20 protein-coding genes are annotated in these 24133 nt (G+C 45.9%); 15 read left to right on the forward strand and 5 right to left on the reverse strand.

What is annotated here, in order from left to right; all coding sequences use genetic code 11:
* Positions 1-79: 79 nt before the first annotated feature.
* Positions 80-856: an enoyl-ACP reductase FabI gene (gene fabI / locus RID53_RS27805; protein ID WP_446351965.1), complete on the reverse strand. Its 777-nt coding sequence runs from the start codon at positions 854-856 to the stop codon at positions 80-82.
* Positions 857-1147: 291 nt separating this feature from the next.
* On the opposite strand from fabI, the gene ntcA reads away from it, so the two are divergent.
* Positions 1148-1819 (forward strand): global nitrogen regulator NtcA, encoded by a 672-nt coding sequence (ntcA, locus tag RID53_RS27810; protein ID WP_446341422.1) that lies wholly within the window; start codon positions 1148-1150, stop codon positions 1817-1819.
* A 246-nt stretch (positions 1820-2065) separates the two neighbouring features.
* Here the strand turns inward: ntcA and RID53_RS27815 are convergent, their stop codons facing one another.
* A complete protein-coding gene (locus tag RID53_RS27815) occupies positions 2066-4189 on the reverse strand; it encodes an NAD(P)/FAD-dependent oxidoreductase (protein ID WP_446391177.1) in 2124 nt (707 codons plus the stop codon).
* 156 nt (positions 4190-4345) lie between these two features.
* Between RID53_RS27815 and RID53_RS27820 the strand changes: the two genes are divergently transcribed.
* The 6 genes from RID53_RS27820 to RID53_RS27845 all read left to right on the forward strand — a co-directional run bounded on the left by RID53_RS27820 (position 4346) and on the right by RID53_RS27845 (position 11453).
* Complete coding sequence (locus RID53_RS27820; RefSeq protein ID WP_446391178.1) at positions 4346-4612, forward strand: hypothetical protein; 267 nt, start codon at positions 4346-4348, stop codon at positions 4610-4612.
* Positions 4613-4881: 269 nt separating this feature from the next.
* A complete protein-coding gene (locus RID53_RS27825; protein WP_446391179.1) occupies positions 4882-5859 on the forward strand; it encodes an Acg family FMN-binding oxidoreductase in 978 nt (325 codons plus the stop codon).
* A 311-nt stretch (positions 5860-6170) separates the two neighbouring features.
* Entirely contained in the window at positions 6171-8147 is a 1977-nt protein-coding gene (locus RID53_RS27830) for a glycoside hydrolase family 9 protein (protein ID WP_446391180.1), read from the forward strand.
* A gap of 220 nt (positions 8148-8367) precedes the next feature.
* Positions 8368-10104, forward strand: coding sequence for a glycoside hydrolase family 9 protein (locus tag RID53_RS27835; RefSeq protein ID WP_446391181.1), 1737 nt, complete (start codon positions 8368-8370; stop codon positions 10102-10104).
* Positions 10105-10356: 252 nt separating this feature from the next.
* A complete protein-coding gene (locus RID53_RS27840; RefSeq protein WP_446391182.1) occupies positions 10357-10905 on the forward strand; it encodes a restriction endonuclease in 549 nt (182 codons plus the stop codon).
* Positions 10902-11453: a hypothetical protein gene (locus RID53_RS27845; protein ID WP_446391183.1), complete on the forward strand. Its 552-nt coding sequence runs from the start codon at positions 10902-10904 to the stop codon at positions 11451-11453. The genes RID53_RS27840 and RID53_RS27845 overlap by 4 nt, the downstream gene beginning before the upstream one ends.
* On the opposite strand, the gene RID53_RS27850 is transcribed toward RID53_RS27845, so the two are convergent.
* A complete protein-coding gene (locus RID53_RS27850; RefSeq protein ID WP_446391184.1) occupies positions 11450-11710 on the reverse strand; it encodes a hypothetical protein in 261 nt (86 codons plus the stop codon). The genes RID53_RS27845 and RID53_RS27850 overlap by 4 nt on opposite strands.
* A 429-nt stretch (positions 11711-12139) precedes the next feature.
* On the opposite strand from RID53_RS27850, the gene RID53_RS27855 reads away from it, so the two are divergent.
* From RID53_RS27855 to RID53_RS27875, 5 genes are all read left to right on the forward strand, one after another.
* Complete coding sequence (locus RID53_RS27855; protein WP_446391185.1) at positions 12140-12970, forward strand: SAM hydrolase/SAM-dependent halogenase family protein; 831 nt, start codon at positions 12140-12142, stop codon at positions 12968-12970.
* A gap of 115 nt (positions 12971-13085) precedes the next feature.
* Positions 13086-13745, forward strand: a complete 660-nt coding sequence (locus RID53_RS27860; RefSeq protein WP_446391205.1) for a DUF2301 domain-containing membrane protein — start codon at positions 13086-13088, stop codon at positions 13743-13745.
* 20 nt (positions 13746-13765) lie between these two features.
* A complete protein-coding gene (locus RID53_RS27865; protein ID WP_446391186.1) occupies positions 13766-14530 on the forward strand; it encodes an SDR family oxidoreductase in 765 nt (254 codons plus the stop codon).
* 181 nt (positions 14531-14711) lie between these two features.
* Entirely contained in the window at positions 14712-15323 is a 612-nt protein-coding gene (locus tag RID53_RS27870; RefSeq protein WP_446391187.1) for a hypothetical protein, read from the forward strand.
* Between the two features lie 306 nt (positions 15324-15629).
* On the forward strand, positions 15630-15779 hold the full coding sequence (locus RID53_RS27875; RefSeq protein ID WP_446391188.1) for a hypothetical protein: 150 nt from the start codon (positions 15630-15632) through the stop codon (positions 15777-15779).
* Positions 15780-15832: 53 nt separating this feature from the next.
* Here the strand turns inward: RID53_RS27875 and RID53_RS27880 are convergent, their stop codons facing one another.
* Positions 15833-19255: an ATP-binding response regulator gene (locus RID53_RS27880; protein WP_446391189.1), complete on the reverse strand. Its 3423-nt coding sequence runs from the start codon at positions 19253-19255 to the stop codon at positions 15833-15835.
* 304 nt (positions 19256-19559) lie between these two features.
* On the opposite strand from RID53_RS27880, the gene RID53_RS27885 reads away from it, so the two are divergent.
* The 3 genes from RID53_RS27885 to kaiC all read left to right on the forward strand — a co-directional run bounded on the left by RID53_RS27885 (position 19560) and on the right by kaiC (position 22562).
* Positions 19560-20477: a circadian clock protein KaiA gene (locus tag RID53_RS27885; RefSeq protein ID WP_446391190.1), complete on the forward strand. Its 918-nt coding sequence runs from the start codon at positions 19560-19562 to the stop codon at positions 20475-20477.
* Positions 20478-20595: 118 nt separating this feature from the next.
* Positions 20596-20910 (forward strand): circadian clock protein KaiB, encoded by a 315-nt coding sequence (gene kaiB, locus RID53_RS27890; RefSeq protein WP_446391191.1) that lies wholly within the window; start codon positions 20596-20598, stop codon positions 20908-20910.
* Between the two features lie 92 nt (positions 20911-21002).
* Positions 21003-22562 carry a circadian clock protein KaiC gene (gene kaiC, locus RID53_RS27895; protein ID WP_446391192.1) on the forward strand — a complete coding sequence of 520 codons (1560 nt, stop codon included), beginning with the start codon at positions 21003-21005 and terminating at the stop codon, positions 22560-22562.
* A gap of 251 nt (positions 22563-22813) precedes the next feature.
* Here kaiC and RID53_RS27900 read toward each other — a convergent pair whose 3' ends face one another.
* The gene (locus RID53_RS27900; RefSeq protein WP_446391193.1) at positions 22814-24007 is read right to left on the reverse strand and encodes an aminotransferase class V-fold PLP-dependent enzyme; all 1194 of its coding nucleotides are present in this window, start codon (positions 24005-24007) and stop codon (positions 22814-22816) included.
* Between the last annotated feature and the right edge of the window lie 126 nt (positions 24008-24133).

Genomic DNA, 24133 nt, shown 5'->3' on the forward strand with positions numbered 1-24133 from the left:
GAAACCGGGTTTCTCGTGAAGATGACAGAAATATCAAGTTTCACCCAAAGAAACCCGGTTTCTTGACCGAGGCATCCAATTACATACCCATGATTTCATATCCAGCATCGACATATAAAACCTGACCCGTGATCCCACTGGCGAGATCACTCGATAAGAAGGTGGCGGTATTGCCGACTTCTAGCTGGGTAACGGTTCGCCGTAGGGGTGCTACCTGTTCCACATGATGAATCATATCCAAGATGCCGCCCACGGCTGAAGAGGCTAGGGTGCGGATTGGACCTGCGGAAATCGCATTGACCCGAATATTACTCGGTCCCAATTCGGCGGCGAGGTAACGGACGCTCATCTCCAATCCTGACTTGGCAATCCCCATGACATTGTAATTGGGGATCACTTTCACGCCGCCAAGATAGGTCATGGTGACAATACTTCCTCCCTCCTTCATTAAGGGTTTAGCAGCAGCGGCTAATCGCGTGAGGGAATAGGTACTAATTTCTAAGGCTGTGGTAAACCCTTGGCGCGAGGTTTGGCTAAATTCTCCCGATAAGTCCTCTTTGTTGGCAAAGGCAAGACAATGGATGAGAATATCCAGTTTGCCCCACTGCTTCTCAATCGCCTCAAAGGTGGCGTCGATTTGAGCATCATCCTGGACGTTACAGGGTAAGAATACACTGGGTTGTAGGGGTTCTACCAAGTCTCTGACTTTCTTCTCGAAGCGTCCCTTCTCATCGGGTAAATAGGTGACTCCCAACTCAGCACCCGCTTGGTGCAACTGTTGGGCAATGCCCCAGGCGATTGATCGATTGTTGGCAATCCCAGTCACTAGGGCATTCTTTCCAGTCAAATTCAGCATAGGTATCTTAATTCTTCAAGACAATAAAACAATTCGTTAAAGAATAACCGTGTTTGGGCGATGTTCGTTGTATGATAACGCCAAACCGTTAGCTATCAACTCAATTCATCAGGTGTCCGTTGACATCTCACCTCATTATGTAACAATTGGTACAAAAAACCTATTGGGACTCAGATTAAGTATTCTTGAATACAATATAGGGATCGTTCATTGAGCCGATTTTGGAGTCTCAAGCTTCATCGGCAATCACTTACAGGAAGTCAGTAAGGCTTTGGCGCAAGGGTAATAGGTATGGTCGTAATGCAAGATAGACCGTTAGCAGCTGTGTTCCGTCAAATCGGCGGAAGCTCATTTCCTCCCGTTATTGAAACCTTTGAACGGGGCAAAACTATTTTTTTCCCAGGAGATCCTGCCGAACGGGTCTACTTTCTCATGAAAGGCGCTGTGAAGCTTTCCCGGGTATATGAGGCGGGTGAAGAAATTACAGTTGCCTTGTTGCGGGAAAATAGTGTCTTTGGGGTATTGTCATTGATTACAGGTCACCGCTCTGATCGGTTTTACCATGCGGTGGCGTTTACCCCGGTTGAACTGCTTTCAGCTCCGATTGACCAGGTAGAGCAAGCGCTCAAGGACAACCCAGAGCTATCCATGTTGATGCTCCAGGGACTGTCCTCGCGGATTTTACAGACGGAAATGATGATCGAGACATTAGCTCACCGGGATATGGGATCTCGCTTGGTCAGTTTTTTATTGATTCTCTGCCGTGACTTCGGTGTCCCTGGTAAGGATGGGATTACCATTGACTTGAAGCTGTCCCATCAAGCGATCGCGGAAGCGATTGGCTCTACACGAGTAACCGTCACTCGTCTACTGGGGGATCTGCGAACGGATCAAATGATTTCTATTCAAAAGAAAAAAATCACGGTTCACAACCCTGTCGTGCTGAGTCAGCAGTTCACGTAGGCGTCGTAGACAATTTACTTATTGCTCAGGTTCATCAATTTTGAAGGCGGGAGACTTTAGCTTGATTCATTTGATGAACTTTAAGCTGCATTGCGTTGGCAATAGTTTGGGCAATTGCCAGTAGGACAAACTCCCTAACTAAGCCGAGAATCTGTTTGAGCTTCCCCTGCAGCCCTGCTTCCTACCCCACCACAAGACTTATTCAGCAGCCCCTATTGTAGGGTAAGATTTACATGGGTTGAACCCTTAAGAATCAAAGGCTTTCTTTTGACCCGAATGGGTCACTAATTCATCCTGATTTGGTGCTTCACGCTGCACCCATTCCGGATGTTCCATCCCCGATGTCATGGCATAACGTTGGGCTAACAGTCGTAACCATAGTGCTGGATAACGCGGCTCAATCCACGGTTGTAAGCGGCGAATCAGATTAGGGAACCATCCCTTAAGTAACCCACTCACCACAGCATGGCGAGTAAACGTGAAGTAACTACCCATCCAGCGTAAGAAATCCTTTGCCCCTGCCATGTCCCAAATCCAAAAAATCAGGGCAGGATTACGTCTGGCTGCTTTTAATGCCAGTCGGTTGAAGGTTAACCAATCAAAACGATCTTTAATAAACGTATCAGCAACCTCTGGCGGTTCATCCGCTAAAAGCCCAAAGAAAGTATTCAGCATGGCATTAACCCGTTGGGGAGGCAAATGACGCCCGGTTGGTACCATCATGCCTTTGGAAAAGAGCCAGGTGACCGCAACATTGCTTTGATGAGCGCGAATTTGGTTTAAATCTTTGGCAGTTAGGAGATTATGGCGTAGAGCGGTATCGAGTAAGTCGGTTAACCGATACAGGTTACGCACCAGGGAACCAAATCCCGTAAACACTAGAGGTGATTGCAGCGAAGCCGCATCCCCAATGGCAACCAGCCGATCAAACGCCACCGTGCGATCGCGACTGCTTATGCTAAAGTGTCCAGGAATATAGCCGAATGTTGGTTTCTTCCACACCAATTTTTCCATGTCGCAGCGGCGGTACTCCGGCAGAATTGTAAAAAAGTCTTCATACATTTCTAATAAAGAGCCAGGGTTCTCAGGATGCACCTGATGGTAATGGAACAAATAGATCGTCAAGTCCTCCCCCGCCCCCGGAAACAGTTCCCAAATCAACTGCCGTCCCCGGGAAATGTCGCCGTGGCTATTGAGAACGTCTCCATAGTTAGAATCCCACACCCCTGGCTCAAACCCACTGGCAATCACTGCACCGACGGTGGGGCAGACGCTATCAAACGCCCTGCCCCCATTCAGTTGCCAAGCGATGGGGGAAGCTGTGCCCATGGCATCGACTAAAAGTCGTCCTCTGGCTTGTCGGGGGGTTTGGCTGGGCAAATGCTGTAGACTGACGACAACTTCTTCTGGCGTGATCTCTGCCCGGATAAACTCCGTCTCATCCCAGATGTCGCCGCCCGCTTTTTGTAACTTTTCTCCACATAATTGTAACAATTTCTCTGAATCAATTGCCACATTCAGTACAGTTGGTGTATGTAATACAGGTGCTTTTAGATGAGGAGGATTGTTGCCATCAAAGAATTTGTTGAAGCCATCAATATATTCTCTGGCGATCATGGCTTCAAACTCATCGGGCGTAAATAACCCCAAATCGATGAGACTCTGAAACTCAGCCCGGGAAATATTCCATTCTCGGTTCATGCGCCCAAAGGGTAACCGTTCTACCAGTAGGACTCGATACCCCCGTTGTGCCATCACAGCGGCGTGAATGACTCCCAGAGCGCCACCGATGTAAATCAGGTCATAGGTGGAATTGGAGTAGCTGTGTCCTCGAAGCTGTGTTGGTTCCTCGGTTGTCTTAAACACAACCTGTTTAGGCTGCTGTGGATTCCGCACCCCTTCGCGCCATCGTTTTTCCCACCAATAGACGCGGTTGAGGTCATATTCCCCTTTGGGCATTTTTTGGAAGAAATGAACCGTCTGGGGATAATAGGGTGCTAGCGCCTCAAAGATCGACTGTTGCGATAAATCGACCTCTGGGGGTTCAGGATAGCGATAGGGAAACTGACGGCGTAAGTCCCCTGTCAGCTTCTGGAGTAATTGCCGTTCTCCCGCGATCGCGCGATCGCAACAGCGAAAGGCTTTCAAGTAGGTGGTTCGCTGCACCGACCAAACAAAAATGGAGATTTCCGGAATCGGGACGCAAATCGGTGTAGATGAATTGGCTGAAGACGCATGTTCAATTTGTACCAGGATACCATCCAGGGTTAGAGTTTTCTTCCCCAGCTCAAAGTACCAGTCCTGCTGCAACCAGGTGCGAACAGCGTCGGTATCGGGGTTCGGTATTTCTACGTAGAGAAGTTCTTTCATCGGAGTGATCTGATTCGCTGAGGAATTACGCAAGATGACGGAGGTGACTTGAAGCAAAATACGCTACACTTCCGGATACTGATTGGTTTAATATTAGTAAAAAAAGTTTACACTCTTCTCATTTTCGGTCAATTAGGGTGCTTTTGTTAACTCGCCATGAATTATCCCATCCCAGTTAGTCCCAAAGAAATGGCGGCTCTCCGTCAAAAACCAGTGAATGAAGAATTAGTGGCAGCGGCAATTGCCGGTGTCATTCAGATTGCCCGTTCTCAAGGACAGTCCTTAGACGAGCTTACCGCTGAAGTGCTAGCGGAAGATAGTGTCTTAGATCAGGCACAACGACGCTGGCTTAGTGATATTGTCGCCCAAGCCTGGAACATTCTGCCATCCATAGAGGCGGTGGGGAGTATCTCGGTTTCTTGAGGATATCAAGCGGTGTTAATCATCGCTTGACCCCAGGTTGCGATCGGGTCATTATTGTAATTTTAGTGTTGACGGCTGACTGGTGGCTGGTGACTGGTGGCGGTTGACGGTTGGTTAGTAGGTATTTACCGCCTATTTGGTCACACTTCGTAGTCAAGGATGTGAGCCTAGAGTTTGTTGGGTTTCCTACCTCAACCCAACCTACAACATGACAATACTACAATAACGACACTCATCACTGGACGTTAATTGTACCGACTACTTTAACCATGATTTCTCAGCCACAAGCCAGAGAACTGATTCGCCTCGCCACCTTAGCACCATCGGGTCACAACACCCAACCCTGGAAATTTTCTATTGATACCAATACTATCCGTATCTACCCGGACTATTCCCGTCGTCTACCGATAGTAGATCCCGATGACCATGCGCTGTTTATCAGTTTAGGTTGTGCCTTAGAAAATCTATTGATTGCGGCACAGCATAGCGGTTTCAACGGTGATGTTGAGTATTTTCCTGATCAGGACTGTTTGGTCGTTCATTTACACCCCAATTCCCATCCTGCGGATACAGCCCTGTTCCACACTATTCCTCAGCGTCAATCCACTCGTTGCGCTTATGATAGTCGAGCAATCCCAGTGACAGATTTGCAAGAATTGGAAAAGGCAAATACTCAAGACGGGATTCAGTTGAGGCTATTTACGGAAGCTGACGACATTGAACAGATTACTGACTTTGTTAAACAAGGGAATCGCCACCAGTTTAATAATCCGGCGTTTGTTAATGAACTCCTTTCCTGGATTCGCTTTAATCAGCGTGAAATAACCTCTCATCAGGATGGCTTAATCGCAGCGGCTTTAGGTTTTCCGTCTGTATCGATACCTCGCTGGTTGGGTCAAACCCTGATGAAAGTATTAGCCACTCCAGAAGGTGAAGCGAAGCGGTGCGAGAAACTGATTCAGAGTTCCTCAGCACTGATGGTATTTATTGCCCACAAGCATGATAAAAAACATTGGGTAAATCTGGGACGAAGTTTCCAACGTGTGGCTCTCACAGCAAGTTCGTTAACTATTAAACACGCGCATATTAATATGCCCTGCGAAGTGTTAGAGGTGCGACAGCAATTCCAGAACTATTTAGGATTAGAGGAAGCACAACCTCTATTACTACTACGGATTGGTTATGCTCAAGTCATGCCCACTTCACCGCGCCGCCCCCTTGAAGAGGTGCTGATAGATGGGGGTTGAGTTGGATTGCACAGGTGTAGAAGGTAAATGACAGAGGGCTTCAAGGAAAAAGTACGCACAGGATAAAGGGGATTCCTGAAGCAGATGTGGTATCACACTATCCGGACGATTATGAGGGATAAAGGTAGATCCGAATAGTACACCGTTGAGGAAAAATAGTGACGTGTCTTAAATTGCCAAGGAATTTTTCTTTGTCAAAAAAATATATCTTAATTAAAGATTTAATGAAAAATTAGCAATTGAGTGAATTTTCGGATGGCTTCAGGAACTGACTAAGCTAGTATGAGATTAATCTGGATAACCCCAACGTTATGTTTAAAGCCCGTACTCTGATTAAATTCCTGATCATTTTTTTACTGACGGTCTTTATTTTAAGCTTTAATTGCCTTCATTATTGGATGTTCGGTGTATTCAATGTTTTGGGTCAAGACTCCCTGGCAGGCAATCAGTACAATTACGGTGAGGTATTGCAGAAAGCGGTTTATTTTTATGATGTACAGCGATCCGGAACACTGCCTGCCAATAATCGGGTGGAATGGCGGGGGGATTCGGCATTAAATGATGGTGCAGATAATGGGATTGACTTAACCGGAGGCTGGTATGATGCCGGGGATCATCTAAAATTTGGCTTTCCCATGGCAGCTTCGACTACGCTTTTGGCTTGGGGCGTCATTGAATACGAAGACGCTTACAAACAAAGTGGTCAATATAATGCCATGCTGGATAATTTACGCTGGGTTAATGACTATTTTATTAAAGCTCATCCTGCACCAACAGTGTTGTGGGGTCAGGTGGGTAAAGGAAGTTTAGATCATGGGTGGTGGGGAGCAGCGGAGGTGATGCCGATGGAGCGTCCTTCCTATAAAATTGATGCCACTTGTCCGGGTTCTGATTTAGCTGGAGAAACGGCTGCGGCGATGGCAGCTTCAGCTATGGTTTTTCAAGCAACTGATGCGAATTATGCCCAAACTTTGCTAAAACATGCCCAGGAACTCTATGACTTTGCTGAGGACTATCAGGGAATCTATTCGGATTGCATTACTGAGGCGGCAGAGTATTATAAATCCAGTGGTTATACCGATGAGCTGGTTTGGGGTGCAGCATGGCTTTATCGAGCAACAGAAGCGCCAGAGTATTTACAGAAATCTGAAGCCTATTATGAGCAGTTAAGGGATCAACCTAATGCGACTCTCGCTTATAATTGGACACATACCTGGGATGATAAATCTTATGGCAGTTATGTCTTATTAGCTGAATTAACGGGGAAAAATAAGTATCGACAAGACGCCGAACGTTGGTTAGACTATTGGTGCGATCGCTGTCACTGGCAGCACATCTCTTATACTCCAGGAGGACTGGCTTGGCTGGATGAATGGGGTTCGTTGAGATATGCGGCAAAAACGGCATTTTTAGCCTTTATTTATGGGGACTCAGTAGACTCGCCTTGGACGCGACGCAAATATCATGCCTTTGCCGAACGGCAGATTAATTATATGTTAGGATCGAATCCAGATCAGCGCAGTTATGTGGTCGGATTTGGCAAGAACCCACCCAGACAACCCCATCATCGAACAGCCCATGGTTCTTGGGCAAATAGTAAAGAAATTCCGGAAGAAACGCGACATATTTTGTATGGAGCCTTAGTTGGCGGACCCGATCAGCAGGATAATTATATCGATGAACGGTCTAATTTTCAGATGACTGAAGTTGCCACAGATTATAATGCTGGATTTACGGGTGCTGTGGCGAAACTTTATCAGAAATATGGGGGTAATTCTTTAGCCAATTTTCCGGAACCAGAACAACGAAGTGATGAATTTTTTGTCGAGGCGCAAGGGAATCAACTGAGTGATAATTTGATGGAGGTTCAAGCCACAATTTATAACCAGTCCGCGTGGCCCGCCCGGATTATTCCTAATTTATCGTTTCGCTATTTTATTGATAGTAGTGAGGTGATTGAAGCCGGAGGAAACCCAAGGGATATTACAGTCAATGCTAGCCCTGAATCAGGAATAACGGTATCTGGACTCAATCCTTGGCAAAATTCCCCAACGATTTATTATATTCAGGTGGATGTGGATGGGACACAACTTTATCCTGGAGGAGAAGTTTATTATAAAAAAGATGTCCAATTTCAGGTGAGTACGCCGACAGGAAGCTGGACTATGACTAATGATTGGTCGTACCAAGAGATGCTAGAACAAGCTGGGAAGGGCAAACGTACTCATATTCCGGTTTATAATAGTGGACAATTAATTTGGGGAGTTGAACCGCCAAAAGAGGGGTGAAATAGTTTTGATGCTTCACGACTTTCGAGGGTATAGTGCGTGAGTGTGTAGGGGCGGGTTTAGGGACTTTCGTGCAGCTATTGATAATAACGTTTGTACAAAACCCGCCCTGACTTGACTTGGTTCGCCCTCTCCTCAAACCTTTAGGTGATTAATTTTTTAGGAATTAAAGGTGCGTCTACAGATTAAACTCTGTAAATGAATAGGATGGAATGATGTCATGAAAATCGATAGACGTTTTTTCCTCGGTTGGGCAATATCGATGGCTTATGGATTCTGGGCTAAAGGACAAGCGCAAACGATAAACCCAGATAACCCAAGTAAACTTTTGATTAACCAAGTCGGATATTCAACAACCCATCCTAAGGTAGTCTTTTTACTCAATTACAATTCTTCTACCACCAATCCCGTCCAATTAATTAACGTCCGCAATAACCGCCCCGTTTTCGAGACTAAGTTGTCAGCGCCGATACAAGATACAGCCAGTCAAGATAGTATCCAAAGGATTGATTTCACCACATTCAACCGCCCCGGACGCTATTTTCTGAAAATTGGAGAAATTCAGTCCTACCCCTTTGAAATTGGTCAGGCTATTTATCAAGATGCTTTCAACAAAATGCTACGTTCCTACTATTTACAACGCTGCGGGGTAGCCATACGGGATTCTATTAATGGGATTGGTCATTCTCCTTGCCATTTAAATGATGGCACCTTTGCCCATACCGATGACATGCATCGGGCGGGTGAAATGAAACGCGCCCAAGGGGGTTGGCATGATGCGGGCGATTTTGGTAAATATGTTGGACCCACGGCGGTAACTGTGGGTCGTTTATTAAGTTTATATGAGCAATATCCGTCGCTATTTTCTGACCGCCAATTGATGATTCCTGAAAGTGGAAATGGCAGTCCCGATGTATTGGATGAAATGAAAGTGGGATTGGATTGGATGCTGACCATGCAACGGCGCGATGGTGCGGTTTATCGCAAGCTTTCGGGGAAAGAATGGCCCCCCATGATTCTACCGAATGAAGATATCCAACCTCGCTATATTTATGGAATTTCCACACCAGAAACAGGGAAGTTTGCCGCAGCGTTAGCTATGGCGGCGCGAGTATATTCAGACTATGATGTGTTGTTGGCGAAGAATTATTTAAAAGCGGCGCAAAAAGCTTGGGAATTTTTGCAAAATGAACCCTCTATGCGTGTGGATTGGGTTGAGGGGGATGATAGTGGTTCAGGAAAATATCTAGCTGGGGAATGGGACAAGGAAGCGTCGTTAAAGACGGATAAAGATGACCGTTTTTGGGCGGCGGCGGAATTGTTGATTACGACAGGGGAGGCAAGTTTTTCGGAGTATTTAGAGCAAGAGCTTCCTGGGTTATCGTATACTCTATTTGAATGGAAAGATCCCTCAGCATTAGGGATGGCAGATTATCTGTTGCAACCGCGTCAGCAAGGGTTAGAAAATCTGAAGGCGCAAATGAAGCAGAAGTTATTAGAACGGGCAGATCGGTTACTGGATACGGTGAATCGCAGTGGCTATCGCTTGGCACTGGATAAGTTTATTTGGGCGTCGAATAAGATGGTAGCGGAGGAAGGAATTACCTTGTTTTATGCCTATAAACTAACCGGGGATCAAGCGTATTATCAGGCGGCGGTGGATCAGTTAGATTATTTGTTAGGACGCAATCATTTTAATCTATCCTTTGTTACGGCTGTGGGGTCAAATTCAGTCCGCAATGTGCATCACCGAGTTGCTGTCGCGAAAAAGACGGTAATTCCTGGGTTAATGGTAGGGGGGGCGAATACAGAAGCCCAGGATGGAATTGCTCCGAAAGGATTGGGTCCGCTAAGTTATGTGGATGATCAGCGATCTTATGCCACGAACGAATATGCGATTGATTATAATGCCCCTGCGATCGCACTGATGGGGATGGTGATGGCGGAAGGTTCGTAGTTGCGCTGTCTTCGTCGGCTAGATCGCACTGATAGGAATGATCATGGCATAATTCATTATGTAGGGGCGCACCGATGTGTGTCCTGACTTATATTTTTGAATCTGATAGACTTACAGATAACTTTAGAAGCCTATATAGCAATCCTAAATAGGATGCAACAAGCAAAATGCTCGAAACCCAGGTATAGCAAGGGTTTCATTTTTGAAAATTGCCACGACCTAAATAGGATTGCTATAGTGGGAGGACTATAATTGGCTACAGCAGAACAATACGAAAGTATAATAGCATCGCTGCAATGGGATGGATTACGAGCGCTATGGGACAACATCGAGAAACGTAACACACCAGGATGGGAGCAGGGCAAAGCCTTTGAGTATCTGGTTATACGAGCCTTTCAACTAGATGGCGCAGAGGTAAAGTATCCCTACAGAGTACAACTGTTTGAAGAAGAAGTTGAGCAAATTGATGGCGCCGTCTATTGCTCTGGACTTTCTTGTTTAGTTGAAAGTAAAGACTTCAAAACCAACGTTGATGTTACTCCTATCGCCAAACTCCGTAATCAACTTTTACGTCGCCCCGCAGGTACGGTTGGATTAGTTTTTAGCCGAACTGGCTTCACCGAGGCAGCTCGCCATCTTTCACACTTTTCACTACCGCAGGCAATTCTACTGTGGCATGGAGAAGAAATAAAGTATGTATTAGAGAATGAAATCATTTGCGAACTATTAACTCTGAAATATCGTGTTTGTGTAGAAAATGCATTTCCAGATTACGACATTAGAGAGAGAGACATCCCATGATTGGTTATATTTTGACTGAAGGATCGTTAGATAAACAATTACTGAAAACTGTGCTGCCAGAAAAATGTCTGAATAATGTGGAAGTTGTGGAGGCTGGTGGGCTATATGCTGTTAAGTCACTTGCTCGTTCTTTGCTCGTTCGTAGGCAAGTACCAGTCATTATTGTCGTTGATGCAGATTCAGTAGACCCTGAGTTTATTCAAGAGCGCATTGAAAATATTGAGCAAATAGTTAAACGTGTAGCGGTGAATACACCTGTCAAAGTGATTACTGCTGTTCCGGAAATGGAAACTATTTTTTTTCAAGATGTTTCTTTGCTTTCACGTTTACTCGGATACACTCCTCCTCAAGATGTACTGAATTTGGCAAGTTTTCAACCTAAAAGAGCTTTAGAGCAATTGCTTTCTCAGTCAAAAGAAGTTCAAAATCAGTTACAGATTATTGCACAATTGAAATATGAAGGTGCTGAGATTTTACGCCAAGCGCCGTTTATTCAAGAGATCATTCATTTTATTGAGTCTGTACGTGAAACAGCAAAAGTAAGTTAGCGAAGGTTCGTAGTTGCGCTGTCTTCGCGATCGCATTCCGTTGATGGGGATAACAATACCACAATCCCGTAGGGACGCATAGACGTGCGCCCTAACCGAAGCGCGATCGCATTCCGTTGATGAGGATTGTGATAATAAAAAATTCCCCACAACAATTTAGCTGGGCGGTTAGAAACCGCAGCTACACGAACAAAACCGTTCGTAGTAAGTGAGGATTTATTACCAGTGCTGCAAGATAGGAGTTTTATCCATATCATTGAATCAGAAAGGTTGTAGGTTGGGTTGAGTGAAAGCGAAACCCAACACCCTCTTCCTAAGACTTGAGCCTTGAACTAAAGTTCAGGCTAAAAGCTAAAACCCGTTAAAACGGGTTCACAGTCTCAAAATTAGGTTGTAGGTTGGGTTGATGAAAGCGAAACCTAACACCCTCTTCCTAAGCAGCAAATAGAAATATCATGACTCAAGGCGATCGCAAGCAGAATAAAAACTGGTTGCAGGATGCGCGTCTTGGTTTACAGGATTATCATCTTGAGGGCGATGATCTGAAATGGAGAGATCCTTAAGTGGTACTGAAACTGATTATTGATCAAAGGAAAGAGAGAAAAACTAGGGTGTGGAAACCCGCGCAGGCGGGTTTCGTTTGTGTAGCTGTGGTTTCAACCGCCCAGAACAGTTAACTTAATGCTATGTCTACAACTCCAATCATCACCCTATTAAGCGACTTTGGCATCAACGATGTCTACGTGGGAGTCATGAAAGGCGTCATCGCCCAAATTAACCCAGCCCTGACGATCATCGATCTCACCCACGAGATTCCTCGACAAAACATCGCCGCCGCCCGATTTAACCTGATGAACGCCTATCCCTATTTTCCCGATCGCACCATCCATGTCGCGGTGGTTGATCCCGGTGTAGGTAGTCAGCGTCGTGCGATCGCGCTACAAGCGGATGACGGTTTCCTCGTCGGACCTGATAATGGATTGTTTAGCGGTATCTTAACCCAAAGTACGATTGTTTTTGCCGTTGAACTCACTAACCCAGAATTCTGGCGCACCCCCACCCCTAGTCAAACATTCCATGGTCGAGATATATTTGCCCCCGTCGGCGCACATCTTGCCAGTGGTGTTTCCTTAAACGAGTTGGGATCAGTGATCGAACCTGGCACTCTGGTACAATTGCCAATCCCGGAACTGACCAAAACCGCGACGGGGATCACGGGTTCTATCCAGTATATTGACCATTTCGGCAACCTGATCACCAATATTCCCGCCGATGACGTGAGGGGAAAAATGGGGTCAGTCACCGTCAACCAGCGCCAGATCCCCACGGGTCAAACCTATAGCGATCGCCCCCTCGGAGAACTTATCGCCTTAATTGGGAGTCACGGTTGGGTCGAAATTGCTGTGAATGGCGGTAGCGCTCAATCTGAGTTGCAGTTAGAGTTAGGTGTAGAGACGCGCCATGGCGCGTCTGGAAATCGGGTCGATGTGGCTGTCACCACGGAAATGAAAGGTTAAATTATATAAAGACAGAGGGCATTGGCTGGGAGATAAGGGAGATGTGGTGTAGAGACGCGCCATGGCGCGTCTCTACAGTCAGCCCCTCGTGGTATTGAAAGGAAAAGAGATAACAATGGTATTACAACAACAATGGGACTCTGAGGTGTACCAGGGTCAATTTGGCGAATTTACGATTACCGACAACGATCGCGTCGGCGTTATTGTATACCGCAGTAGCCTGATGATCGCGGCATTGAGTTTTGCGATCGCTAGTGGGTTGGTCTTGTGGCAACCGGATAATCCCACCATTTTAACCGCCCTCACGCCCCTGTATGGCTTGTTCTGTGTAGCACTAGGCGTGAGTTTAGCAACGATTCATATCTATTTAGCCCCCCTACACCGCCTCCTCCAACTGTTTTGGGGAATTGGCACGATTTCGGCTGGTGTGTTTGCCATCCAGACTAGCGAACCCCTCGCCCTTTTCGTGTATAACCAACCCGTTACCCTGTTCGGGATTGGCTTTGTGTTTGCGGCGTTAACGGGGATTTATTTCAAAGAAGCCTTTTGTTTCAACCGCTTTGAAACCAAACTGCTGACTCCCCTAGTACCCGTCTTGTTACTGGGACATTTAGTTAATGTGTTACCCGCCACGGCGGAACAGGTGCTTTTAGGACTGTGGACAGTTCTATTTTTAATCTTTGCGGTGCGTAAGGCAATGCAGCCAATTCCCCCTGATATTGGCGATAAGTCAGTTTTTACCTATCTGAAACAACAACGGGCGGCTCAATCCTAAGGATTAGGGGATAGTAACCGATGAGCTTGCACAGGAAAGTCGCCATTGTTACCGGAGGCGGACAAGGGATTGGCAAGGCGATCGCGAAAGCCTTCTTAGAACAAGGAATGAACGTCGCGATCGCAGAACTTGATCCAGAAGCCGGAACAGCTACAGCCGCCGAGTTTCAACCCCTTGGTTCAATTCAATTTATGCAAACGGATATTTCCCAGGAAGAGTCTGTGAAACAGGCGATTCAAGCCACCCAAAACCAATGGGGCAGAATCGATGTTTTAGTCAATAATGCGGCGATTGCCAATCCCGAAAATCCGCCAATCACAGAACTCAGTTTAGACGATTGGAATCACAAGCTAACGACTAATTTAACGGGGGCATTTCTTTGTGCCAAATATACTGTTCCCTATCTCAAGCCAAACCAAGGCATAATTATTAATATAGCTTCGACTAGAGCGTTTATGTCTGAACCGAATACAGAAGCGTATGCGGCGGCTAAAGGCGGAATTGTCGCCTTAACTCATGCCCTTGCCATTAGCCTCGGTCCAGATATTCGAGTCAACTGCATTAGTCCAGGATGGATAGATGTTAGTGAATGGCAAAAGCCCTCAACTAGACATCAACTCCAATTAACCCCCCAGGATCATCAACAACATCCGGCGGGTAGAGTGGGCAAACCCGAAGACATTGCTGCTTTTGCTGTTTATCTCGCCGCTTCTCCAGCCACATTTATCACGGGTGCGAATTTTGTCATTGATGGCGGGATGACCAGAAAAATGATGTACTCGTAAAAAACGAGCGACAGTTTTTTAACCGAATTATTTAAGGCGTAATGTTTGGATAGTCCTAAAAAATGCGCCATTATTTGAGTATAAATCTAATCCTATTTATAACTTTGTAATTGCCAATTATTAGGTAAATTAACCCGATTATCGGCGGTGCTTTACCACTCTAAATCCTCAGAAAATTATCATGGTAATAGTCATCATTATAAATTGCCTGATAGCCGAGGTTTTCCCTGTCGTGCTATCCGCTCAATTTTTCTCACCACTAACGCGGTTGCAACTGAGTTCCCTACTTGCCTCAAAGCCCTCTACATTCCCCTTAGAATCCATCAACGTCTTTCCACCTCCTCTAGGGGACATGATTGAAACGCGATGTCGAGAAGTTCCGACAGGCGTTGGCATTCCCGCCTTTCAGCCAGGAATTACCAAAGAAGACGTGATGCGTTTATTAGGCACTCCCACCGGAACCGCACGCGGTTATTGGCCCAATACTCGTGCTGTATTCTATGAATTAATACCGGATCAAATTAGCTTAGGTTTTCTGTTTGACCGAAATTCTCTACGAATTCGACAAACCGAAGCCTCCTTTACGGCTGAAGTTGATTCCCAGACAGTATTGTTGACATTGAATGGAATGTTAGGGTGCAAGCTGAATCAGCAAATCCAACAGGGATTAGAACAAGTGTGGCAACGTCAATCTCGGCAGTTTTCCTTTCAGCTAGACTATCTCGAAGGCGTGATTGAACGCCAACAAGAGGGACGAATCTATATCGGCATTTGGGAAGAAGATTTACATTGAAATGAGGAAGATGGGGAAGATGGGGAAGCGGGGGAAGTTAACTCAAACTCTACCTTACCTGTTAACAGTTAACTGTTGCCTGTTGCCTGTTGCCTATTGCCTCTCCCCACCACAAGACTTATTCAGCAGATCCTATAGTAACCGTGCTAGCTGAGAAATTGTCCACTCCCCAAAGCTAACCGTTCCCCAATCTTGGTTAAGTTAAACCCCTATGTCATAGTCAATTCAGTAACTTGTCCTGTGTATTCTCTTCCCATGGAGTCAGCCGTCTATTGTTGAAGGTATCAGCAATGAGGGCATACTACCATGGAAAAAATTGATATTGGCGTCATCCTCCTCGGACTCGCGATGATTACCGCGACTATCGTCTATTTTGACAGAGCCTCAAATTTAGAGGTGAGAATTGGCAGCCACTCTTATCTAGGAATTCATACCAAATTAATTGTTGATCGGTAAGAACAGAGATCCCCAACTTCTCCAAGAAGTCGGGGATCTGGCTTGGATATACCTTAGCCGAGAACCTGATGAATTTGTTCTAACAATTGACTCATGGAATAGGAACGACCGGGCAAAATTTTAGTAGCCACGCTTTGCAATTGCGACTCTAATTCCGTCGTTCTTTTATCAGACTCAGAGATTCCAACATTGAGGGAGGAATCGGGCAATCGATGATCCAGCAAAAGAATCGGGGGTCGATTCGGGAGCTGATTCAACTCTTTTAATCCTTGAACCACGCCCAAATCATTTTCAATATCCTTGATCCGAATCAGCAGCACATCAACCATTTGTGCTTGAAGTTGATGATAGACATCTGACCAACACTGGGAGAATAGACTTCTAAATCCAGCCGCTTGTAGATATTGAATCAATGCCCGTAACCAAGGGGTGTAAGGTGTAACGGAATTAGGATTTAAAGCGTGAGGTTTTGGACTAACTCCTTGAGTGTCGCCCAGATCAAAGATCAGAATACTCGACTTGCGACTCACACCAGCCGCAATTTGAATCACTTGCAGCAGTGTGGTAATTTTCTGGGGGTTATCTGGGGCTAAACAAGGATAGACAGAAAGACCGATCGCTTGATTGGCAGCTTGTGTGGTTTGATGATCCAGGGTAATCAGGGGCAGATCCGCTAATGTGGGATATAACAAATAGGTTTTAAAGTAACCTGGGGCATCATTGATCCCAGCCCCGTCGAGCAAAACAATATCTGGATGCCAAACCCGCGCCAATAATTCTGCTTGTTCTAAATCATCGGCTTCCAGTACCCGGTATTTGAGATCTGAATGTTGGCAACTGAGTCTATCGGTTAACTGAGAAATTAGTCTTGACGATTCCGGGGGAACCTCGACTAACCCCGCACTCAGATAAAGCAGCGTTAGAACCTGAGTGACGGGAGGCTGATGTTTACCCAAGCAAGTCAGGCTTTTGGCTAATGCTTCCGCTTGAACCGGTAAACTTAAGAAGCCATCGGCGTTATTTTGATCAGCCTGTTCTTTTTCAGCTTGAGTCGCTGTAACTAAGATGGGGATGTGACGGGTTTGCAGATCAGACTTAAGTAATGTCAGTACATCCCAACCCGAAACTTGTGGGAGAAGAGGATTGAGTAAAATGATGCTCGGTTGTAAGCTACGCGCTTTGGAGAGGGCTTCTGGACCCGAACGAGCGTTGACCGCCCAATAGCCTAATTGTTTTAGCTGCACCGTCAGGCTTTCTAGATACCGGGGTACAGTTTCCACAATTAACACCAAGCGGTTACGATTGGGGGATGAGACGTTGGTGTTTGCCTGTCCCCAGTCCTCAGTCTCTGCCAAATCCCTGCCCGAAGGGGGACAGGGGGGAAGGAGCAGGGTAAACTCGCTACCGTTGCCGTTTTTAGAGATAAACGAGATATCTCCTCCATGCAAGCGAGCCAAGCGTTGGGTTAAGACTAATCCTAACCCTGTCCCCTCAAACTGACGAGTGAGCGGTTCTTCCAACTGCTGGAATTTCTGGAAAATCAAGTGCTGCTTGTCTTCGGGAATGCCAATCCCTGTGTCCCAGATGGTAAAGGCTATCCAGCCATCTTGATTGTTAACCTTTAAACCGACGGTGTTTTGGCTGTCGGTAAATTTGAGTGCATTGGATAGCAGGTGTGCCAGCATTTGCCGCAGCCGTAGTTCGTCGGCAATGATGGTGTCTAGACCGGGTTCGATGTCTAATACAAAGGAGATGTCGGGGGTTGCGCCTTCGTGATTAGGATTGTTGTCTGAGTAGACTTGCAGGGCTTGTTGATAAGCGCGATCGCACAGGCTCTGAATCTGCACTGGTTCTAACGTCAGTTCAAGCTGACCCGTTTCCATGCGCGTTAGATCCAGAATATCATTGACCACTGCCATCAGTTGACGCCCATTTTGGTAAATCAACCGAGCATAACGCGCTTGACGTTCATTGAGTTCGCCTAATGACTGGTCTTTGAGCAGGGTTGATAATCCTAAAACGGCGGTGAGTGGCGTCTTCAGTTCATGGCTAATACAGGCTAAAAACTCGTCTTTCAGGCGGTTGAGTTGGACTAAATCCGCATTTTTGGCAGTCAGTTCTTGAGCGACTTGCTGTTGAGTCGTCGTGTCTTGCGCCATGACTAACCAAAGCTGTGAATTAGGGGGATTGAGGGTATTTTTCGGGATCGTTGGGTTGGCTGTATCGGGTTGGGTACAGACGTGCCATGGTGTATCTTCCCATGGTGTGCCGTTCCAGTCCTCAGTTGTCAATTCGGGGAACAACGAGGGAGGTAGAGGCATTTTTGTCAACACAAACTGGCGATCCTGGATTTTTTTCGTCATTTCTAGGGTTTCCCCATCCCGGTGTGAGTCTTGAGGATACTGAGATGTTGCTGGAGACTCAAGTTCTGGATGTTGAGCATGGGGTGTCATGAGGTGAGTGCGATCGCCTGCACAGTCAAAACCCATCGTTCTAGGGGAAGTGAATGTTGGCTGAGTTTGATCACCAACCCCCCAAGTTACTGGCTTCTCTCTATTGTTAAGCGGCTTATGGGTGGGGTTCGGTTCAGCTACCGCTAATGGTTCTGTCACCTGAGGATTTGTCTGCCCATTGGCACAGTGGCGGGTTGAGTCGGGCTGAGTGTTAGGGTTGAGGATGCCTAGGTTGGAGGGTGATTCAACCGAGGTTGATTCTATCCCAGTTGGCTGCTCCCAGGATAACCCTATCTGCTGACGCCAAGCCCGATTTTCGGACAAGACTTGCCCGGTTGCGGTTTGTAAACTCAGGGGTAGGGGTAGTTGTTCGAGGAGTTGGACTAAGGGTGATTGGGGATTGGGGAATCCTTCGCGATTCTCGAGGGAATGGTTTGTCGGGGTGGGTAATGAAACTTTCTTTTGGCTATTGATGGTAGCGTTTGTGCAGAACCCGCCCTGACGTAGAGACGTTGCATGCAATGTCTCTACATCCTCAGTCTGGGGTAATGGTGCTAAGAATTTCAATAATTGCCAGCTATTGAGCAGTCCCAAAAAGCTACCATTGGGTTCGACTAATGCCCATTGTCTGGAACCTTCTGGGTAGGGAATGTTGGATGTATCGAAGCGTGTGTCTGGTTTTCCCCTACCCAAGTCGGTTAAGATAGTCCAGAACTGGCTGATTGTCAACGATGCTGGTAGAATCTCTAGGGGTTCAATTACAGAGGGTTCCAATTCCGAGAGCCGTTGAGAGAAATCTCTAGTTGCGGTTGTTCCTAGAGTTGCTGCTGACGTCGCCCCGGTCAGGAGATGGGGCATAACCTGTCGCAGATTCACGACTCCCAGAGGATATTGCTGCTCACTGACCACAACAATCGAGTCACTCCCTGATGCGTGAAAAATTTCCAGTAGGGCAGTTAGATCAGTGGTTTGGGAACAAATCGGAACAGGAGCAGCACATTCTTTTAAACTGGGAGTTGACATGGATATGACCAATTAGCTCAAATCAGGGGAAGCGGCTAGGTCGCAGGCTATAAATTATTAAGTTGCCCATAAGCCGAATAGCGCCAGGGACTTGCTCCGCTGACCAGCACAACCACCGCTCTAGATCAATTATTGCTCTCGATCGGGGGGGTAAAGGGCAAAATGCTTACAATTACTTACAATTCTTAGAGTACTTAACGTAATGTTAATTAACTTTAGAAAAATTTTGTTAAAATACTTGACAGTCGAGAAATTTAACTCGGCAATTGGTAAGGTTGTTTTTCAACATTAAAGTCCTATCGTTTTGCATCCTCAACTGTCAATTGGTATTTTTGTTCATTCCCCAGTCCTGGCGCAGTCACTGAGCCAGGTTTTAAGTGGCGATCGCTATGTTTTATCGATCACGAACTCAGCCTCTGAGTTTCTGGAGTTCGTGGAACAAAAACAGCAGCATATCGATTGTTTAGTGCTGCAAGATGACGACTCCTTACCACCCGTTATTAATCAGTTGTACGAACAAGGAACCCTACTTCCTCTAGTTATTTTTCCAAAAGAATCAAAAAACAATGATTCTGTTGTTGTCACAAATGCTCAGCCAAACCCAATTCAGACAACCGTTCGTTATACACCAGGAGAGGTGCATTATTTGTTTCACGCCGCTGAAGTGCGACTCGATATTAGCCAAGTCTCTGATCTAGAACATGCTCTGGAACAGGCAATTACCCAGTTCCTTTCTCTTTCTCCGAACTGCAACTTGCCTACTCTTATGGCTAATGCGGATAAGAAAACCGAAGAAATTAATCGGAGTTCTTTAATGAAGCAGCAGTATCGGTTATCGGAAAAACTAAAAGAGCGACTGGGATATCTCGGTGTGTACTATAAACGAAATCCTCAGTTTTTCTTTCGCTATTTACCTCAAAATGAAAAAAACAAACTGCTCGAACAGCTTAAGCATGATTATCGTGAGATTGTTTTAATGTACTTCAGTCAAGAAAGCGTGATTAACCAGTTAATTGATAATTTGGTAAATGAAGCATTTTTTGCCGATATATCCGTTTCTAAAATTGTAGAAATTCACATGGATTTGATGGATGATTTTGCTCAACAACTCAAGCTAGAGGGTCGCAATGAGGATATTCTCACAGACTATCGCCTAACACTGATCGATGTAATTGCTCATTTAGGTGAAATGTATCGTCGCTCGATTCCCAGAGAGTTATAATTATAGTTATGGTATTAGCAATTCGCTCCCGACCCATCAACGTCAACGGTGAACGAATTTATTCCGGGTTACTTTTAAATTGGCAACTATCCTTCGCTTATTCCTAATGGCTAACCCTATGAGTCCCCTAAAAAAAACTTATGTCCTCAAGCTTTATGTGGCTGGGAATACTCCCCACTCAGTTACAGCATTGAAAACCCTCAAAAATATACTGGAACAGGAATTTCAAGGAGTTTACGCCCTGAAAGTGATTGATGTTCTCAAAAGTCCTCAACTTGCCGAGGAAGATAAAATTCTGGCAACGCCAACTCTAGCGAAAGTTTTACCCCCTCCGGTGCGAAAAATTATTGGGGATCTGTCGGATCGTGAAAGAGTCTTAATCGGATTGGATCTGCTGTATGAAGAAATTCGGGATGGAGAGATAGATTTTTAGGGCATGTTCAGATTTTATGAGATAATAGCGGATTCGAGATCTATTCTCAGATGACGGCGATTTTAGTTATATCTTTAAATTTGACGAAAAATATGAGTCCATTTAATCTAGATGAGCAAAGACCCGATGATTTTAACACCCCAGGAGTCCATAAAATCCGGACGATGATTGAGGGGTTCGATGATATCAGCCATGGTGGGTTACCCGTGGCTCGAACCACATTGGTGAGTGGCACGTCTGGTACGGGAAAAACCTTGTTTGCGGTTCAGTTTCTCTATAACGGGATTACTCAATTCGATGATCCGGGTGTCTTCGTTACCTTTGAAGAATCTCCCAACGATATTATTAAAAATTCCCATAGCTTAGGCTGGAATTTGCAAAAGTTAATTGATGATGGCAAACTGTTTATTCTGGATGCTTCTCCTGATCCAGAAGGACAAGAAGTGGTGGGCAACTTTGATCTGTCAGCTTTAATTGAGCGGATTCAATACGCGATTCGTAAGTACAAAGCCAAGCGCGTCTCGGTTGATTCCATCACCGCCATATTTCAACAATATGATGCGGCTTCGGTGGTGCGGCGAGAAATTTTTCGCTTAGTCGCTCGTCTCAAACAAATTGGCGTGACGACAGTGATGACGACGGAGCGCGTGGAAGAGTATGGACCTGTAGCCCGGTTTGGTGTGGAAGAGTTTGTCTCCGATAATGTGGTAATTGTTCGTAATGTTTTGGAAGGAGAACGGCGACGCCGCACCATTGAAATTCTCAAGCTACGGGGTACAACCCACATGAAAGGGGAATACCCGTTTACCCTAAGCAATCAAGGGTTTAATATCTTCCCCTTAGGTGCCATGCAATTAACTCAGCGTTCGTCTAATGTTCGGGTATCTTCTGGAATTAAAACCCTGGATGAAATGTGTGGCGGTGGCTTCTTTAAAGATTCCATTATTCTAGCAACGGGAGCTACGGGAACCGGAAAAACTTTATTAGTTAGTAAGTTTATTCATGATGCTTGTTTAAATGAAGAACGGGCGATTCTCTTCGCTTACGAAGAATCCAGAGCGCAGCTCACGCGAAACGGTTTATCCTGGGGAATCGATTTTGAGGAAATGGAGGAAAAAGGATTATTGAAAATTCTTTGTTCTTACCCAGAATCGGCAGGATTAGAAGATCATTTGCAAATTATTCAATCCCAAATTCAGGAGTTTAAACCGTCTCGGATTGCCATTGATTCTCTTTCGGCGTTAGCGCGGGGAGTGAGTAATAATGCATTCCGTCAGTTCGTGATTGGGGTGACGGGTTACGCCAAGCAAGAAGAAATTACCGGGTTTTTCACTAATACAACGGATCAATTTATGGGATCGAATTCAATTACCGATTCCCATATTTCTACGATTACTGATACGATTTTAATGCTGCAATACGTGGAAATTCGCGGTGAAATGTCCCGGGCAATTAATGTGTTTAAAATGCGCGGCTCTTGGCATGATACGGGAATTCGGGAGTATACGATTAGCAAAGATGGGGCAGAAATTAAAGATTCATTCCGCAATTACGAGCGGATTATCAGTGGTTCCCCCAGTCGGATTACGGTTAATGAGAAGAGTGAACTCTCGCGAATTGTGCAAGGTGTGCGGCAAAAGTCAACGGAATAGTTATTGGTCATTGGTCATTGGTCATTGGTCATTTGTCATTTGTCATTTGTCAGGATTTGGTGTTAGGGCGGGTTTTGTTGAGATGTTATCATTGACATTTTAATTGAATAAGGGCGGGTTTTGTTGAGATGTTATCACTGACATTTTAATTGAATAAGGGCGGGTTTTGTTGAGATGTTATCACTGACATTCTAATTGTGTGGCTAAACCCGCCCCTACACCCGCCCCTACAATTATTCCTACACCCGCCCCTACAATTGATTCGCGATCGCCTCTACTAACCGATCCATTTCCTCATAGTCCGTAAAGTAATGAACGCAGGCGCGAATGCAGTCGGGATCGCGAAGGGTGCGAAGCTGGAAACTCTTCTCTTCCAGTTGTTTTACAAGTTGGGAAGAGGGGGTACTATCGGTTAAGACAAAGGAGACTAAACCCGCTTGGGGGGGAGAGGTTAATAAGCAACGCACCGAGTTTAACTCAGATAGGCGTTGCCAAAGATACTGACTACGCTGACAAATTTGTTCATAGCGGCTTTGATCCGTTCCCCATTGCTGATGAGTTGCGATCGCCTCTCGCAATCCAACGTAGAGAGGATAGGCGGATGTCGCGACTTCAAAGCGTTCTCCATCCGGCTTCCAACCGATGGGTTTACCTCTGTTGTCCATCGTAATACCGCGCCAACCAATAAACGTCGGATGCAGATCGTCTAATACCTCAGGGCGCACGTATAAACCGCCAACCCCCGCAGGTCCACACCACCATTTATGACCCGTAAAGGCATAAAAGTCTACCCCAAGTTCGCTTAAATTTAAGGGTAAAGAACCAACCGATTGAGCCGCATCGACTAAAATTCGGATCGGGGTGTTTTCTGTCGCCGTATTACGACAGGTTTCCACAATTTCTTTTAAGGGCAAAACTTGACCCGTATTCCAGAGGATATGACTGAGAACGACTAACCGGGTACGCGGTGTCAGGTGTTGTTTGATTACGGCGGTAGGATCACCCTGGTTCAGCGTCGCCATAATTGGACAAGTGGACACCTCTACACCAAATCGCCGTCCAATCTCTTCTGCTGTCGCCACAATACCCGGATGTTCACAATCCGTCAGCAGGATGCGATCGCCCACTTGCCAGTCTATCCCCCAGAAGGCAATATTACAGCCAACAGTCACGTTTTCGGTGAGGGTAATCGTTTCGGGAGGCGTTCTCAACTCCGACGCGATCGCACCTCGAAGTTGCCCGGTTTGTTCCAACCGCCACTCATTAACCTTACCGGAGAAGGGTCCGTGAGCCTGAGTATACTCATAAGCCTGTTGAATCGCCGTTAACGACCTGGCGGGGAGAAGCCCTTGACCGCCAAAGTTGAAATAGGCTTTGTTGGCTAAAGCTGGAAACTGCTGTCGATGGTGTTGCAGATGAGTTGATGCACCAGAGATGTCTGTCATTAGCAAGTTTTTACTGTCCCCCAGAATGAATCATTATAATCCCAATAATCCCCAGTTTTCAACACGATAAGCATATATACTGATTCATTTTTCGGAAACTCAGCCATTCTGCGTAGGATTATTCAG

It is taken from the genome of Coleofasciculus sp. B1-GNL1-01, from assembly GCF_040220235.1.
Classification (GTDB): domain Bacteria; phylum Cyanobacteriota; class Cyanobacteriia; order Cyanobacteriales; family Coleofasciculaceae; genus Coleofasciculus.

Bases quoted from the DNA above. Each gene is read 5' to 3' on its own strand.
- fabI (WP_446351965.1), bottom strand. From the start codon at position 856: ATGCTGAATTTGACTGGAAAGAATGCCCTAGTGACTGGGATTGCCAAC.
- ntcA (WP_446341422.1), top strand. From the start codon at position 1,148: ATGGTCGTAATGCAAGATAGACCGTTAGCAGCTGTGTTCCGTCAAATC.
- RID53_RS27815 (WP_446391177.1), bottom strand. From the start codon at position 4,189: ATGAAAGAACTTCTCTACGTAGAAATACCGAACCCCGATACCGACGCT.
- RID53_RS27820 (WP_446391178.1), top strand. From the start codon at position 4,346: ATGAATTATCCCATCCCAGTTAGTCCCAAAGAAATGGCGGCTCTCCGT.
- RID53_RS27825 (WP_446391179.1), top strand. From the start codon at position 4,882: ATGATTTCTCAGCCACAAGCCAGAGAACTGATTCGCCTCGCCACCTTA.
- RID53_RS27830 (WP_446391180.1), top strand. From the start codon at position 6,171: ATGTTTAAAGCCCGTACTCTGATTAAATTCCTGATCATTTTTTTACTG.
- RID53_RS27835 (WP_446391181.1), top strand. From the start codon at position 8,368: ATGAAAATCGATAGACGTTTTTTCCTCGGTTGGGCAATATCGATGGCT.
- RID53_RS27845 (WP_446391183.1), top strand. From the start codon at position 10,902: ATGATTGGTTATATTTTGACTGAAGGATCGTTAGATAAACAATTACTG.
- RID53_RS27850 (WP_446391184.1), bottom strand. From the start codon at position 11,710: ATGATATGGATAAAACTCCTATCTTGCAGCACTGGTAATAAATCCTCA.
- RID53_RS27855 (WP_446391185.1), top strand. From the start codon at position 12,140: ATGTCTACAACTCCAATCATCACCCTATTAAGCGACTTTGGCATCAAC.
- RID53_RS27860 (WP_446391205.1), top strand. From the start codon at position 13,086: ATGGTATTACAACAACAATGGGACTCTGAGGTGTACCAGGGTCAATTT.
- RID53_RS27865 (WP_446391186.1), top strand. From the start codon at position 13,766: ATGAGCTTGCACAGGAAAGTCGCCATTGTTACCGGAGGCGGACAAGGG.
- RID53_RS27870 (WP_446391187.1), top strand. From the start codon at position 14,712: ATGGTAATAGTCATCATTATAAATTGCCTGATAGCCGAGGTTTTCCCT.
- RID53_RS27875 (WP_446391188.1), top strand. From the start codon at position 15,630: ATGGAAAAAATTGATATTGGCGTCATCCTCCTCGGACTCGCGATGATT.
- RID53_RS27880 (WP_446391189.1), bottom strand. From the start codon at position 19,255: ATGTCAACTCCCAGTTTAAAAGAATGTGCTGCTCCTGTTCCGATTTGT.
- kaiB (WP_446391191.1), top strand. From the start codon at position 20,596: ATGAGTCCCCTAAAAAAAACTTATGTCCTCAAGCTTTATGTGGCTGGG.
- kaiC (WP_446391192.1), top strand. From the start codon at position 21,003: ATGAGTCCATTTAATCTAGATGAGCAAAGACCCGATGATTTTAACACC.
- RID53_RS27900 (WP_446391193.1), bottom strand. From the start codon at position 24,007: ATGACAGACATCTCTGGTGCATCAACTCATCTGCAACACCATCGACAG.